The following is a 1062-nucleotide window of genomic DNA, read 5'->3' as shown; positions in this document are numbered from 1 at the left end:
AATTAAGCGAATTGGTATAAAACGCGTGGCTATAGTTGAGGGGGAGAAATAGATGCAAATAAAAAGCAGGCAGCTAGTTATTTTTTTATTGTTAATAATGCTGGTGTTGGCCAGTTGGCTGCCGCCATTTAACGCTGCGATGATGGCGTTTATTGACGAAGCGTTACTTCAGTCTTCATTGGTCTATGCTTCTGCTCGTACCGTGAATGGTGCGATTTCTTTGCTGCAATCGGCAGAACTCGGCATAGGCGTAGCGAGTATTCAGCCTGCTCAGTTGCTCGATCCTATCAATGACTTAGCAGAATACATATCTAATGTAATGCAGCTGGCGATAGGCTCACTGTTGATTCAACGAATTCTATACTCTATTTCAACCCATGTTATGTTTAGTATCGCGTTTACGGTAACCGTGGTTGGTTACATAGTGTGCTCGTACATGGGGCTTTGGCAACATGTGCGAACTAAAATACTAGCGACTATGATATTGATCCGGTTTTTAGTACCTTTCGTTATTTTATCGACAGGCGTCACCAGTCAGTTGTTGTTAGATAATGAAATAGATAAACAAAACCAAGTTGTCTCTAGTAGTGTTGATGTATTTCAATCACAGGCGACGCAGACCAGCAGCCAAAGTGCTAGGTTAAAGTCCAAGGTCACTGAGCAAAAACAAACACATCGTGGGCATATTGAACAACTAACCAATCAACAAATTCAGCTGCACGGTGAAGCGACTGAGCTCAGCGCACAACTTCAAGCACTATCAAAAGACATTGAAGCAGCGCAAGCTAATCGCAGTTTGTCACAGTGGCTAACATTTACTAAAAGTGAAGAAGCTAAGCCACTTATAGAGAAGCAGCAACAACTAGACAGTAAAAAGGCAAAGCTAGATAACCAAATCGCACTCATTAATAGAGAGAAAGACCAACATCAACAAGCTATTAATGAATTAAATGAGCAGCTTCAAGGTGATACAGAAGGCACACTCAGTCGAGCAATTAAAGCGGTATCTGGTGGAATTACTGATATGCTTAATGCCGCAGAGTCTTTATTTATTGACTTTTT

General features: G+C 41.3%; 1 protein-coding gene. It reads left to right on the top strand.

All coding sequences use genetic code 11. From position 1 onward, the window contains the following. Window positions 1-52 precede the first annotated feature (52 nt). Window positions 53-1062: hypothetical protein (locus tag D9603_RS21585; RefSeq protein ID WP_128732862.1), on the top strand; the 1010-nt coding region annotated here is incomplete at its 3' end.

The sequence above is a fragment of the Pseudoalteromonas sp. PS5 genome (assembly GCF_004103255.1).
GTDB classification, from domain to species: Bacteria; Pseudomonadota; Gammaproteobacteria; order Enterobacterales; family Alteromonadaceae; genus Pseudoalteromonas; species Pseudoalteromonas peptidolytica.
This window is presented reverse-complemented; position numbering and strand designations above follow the sequence as displayed.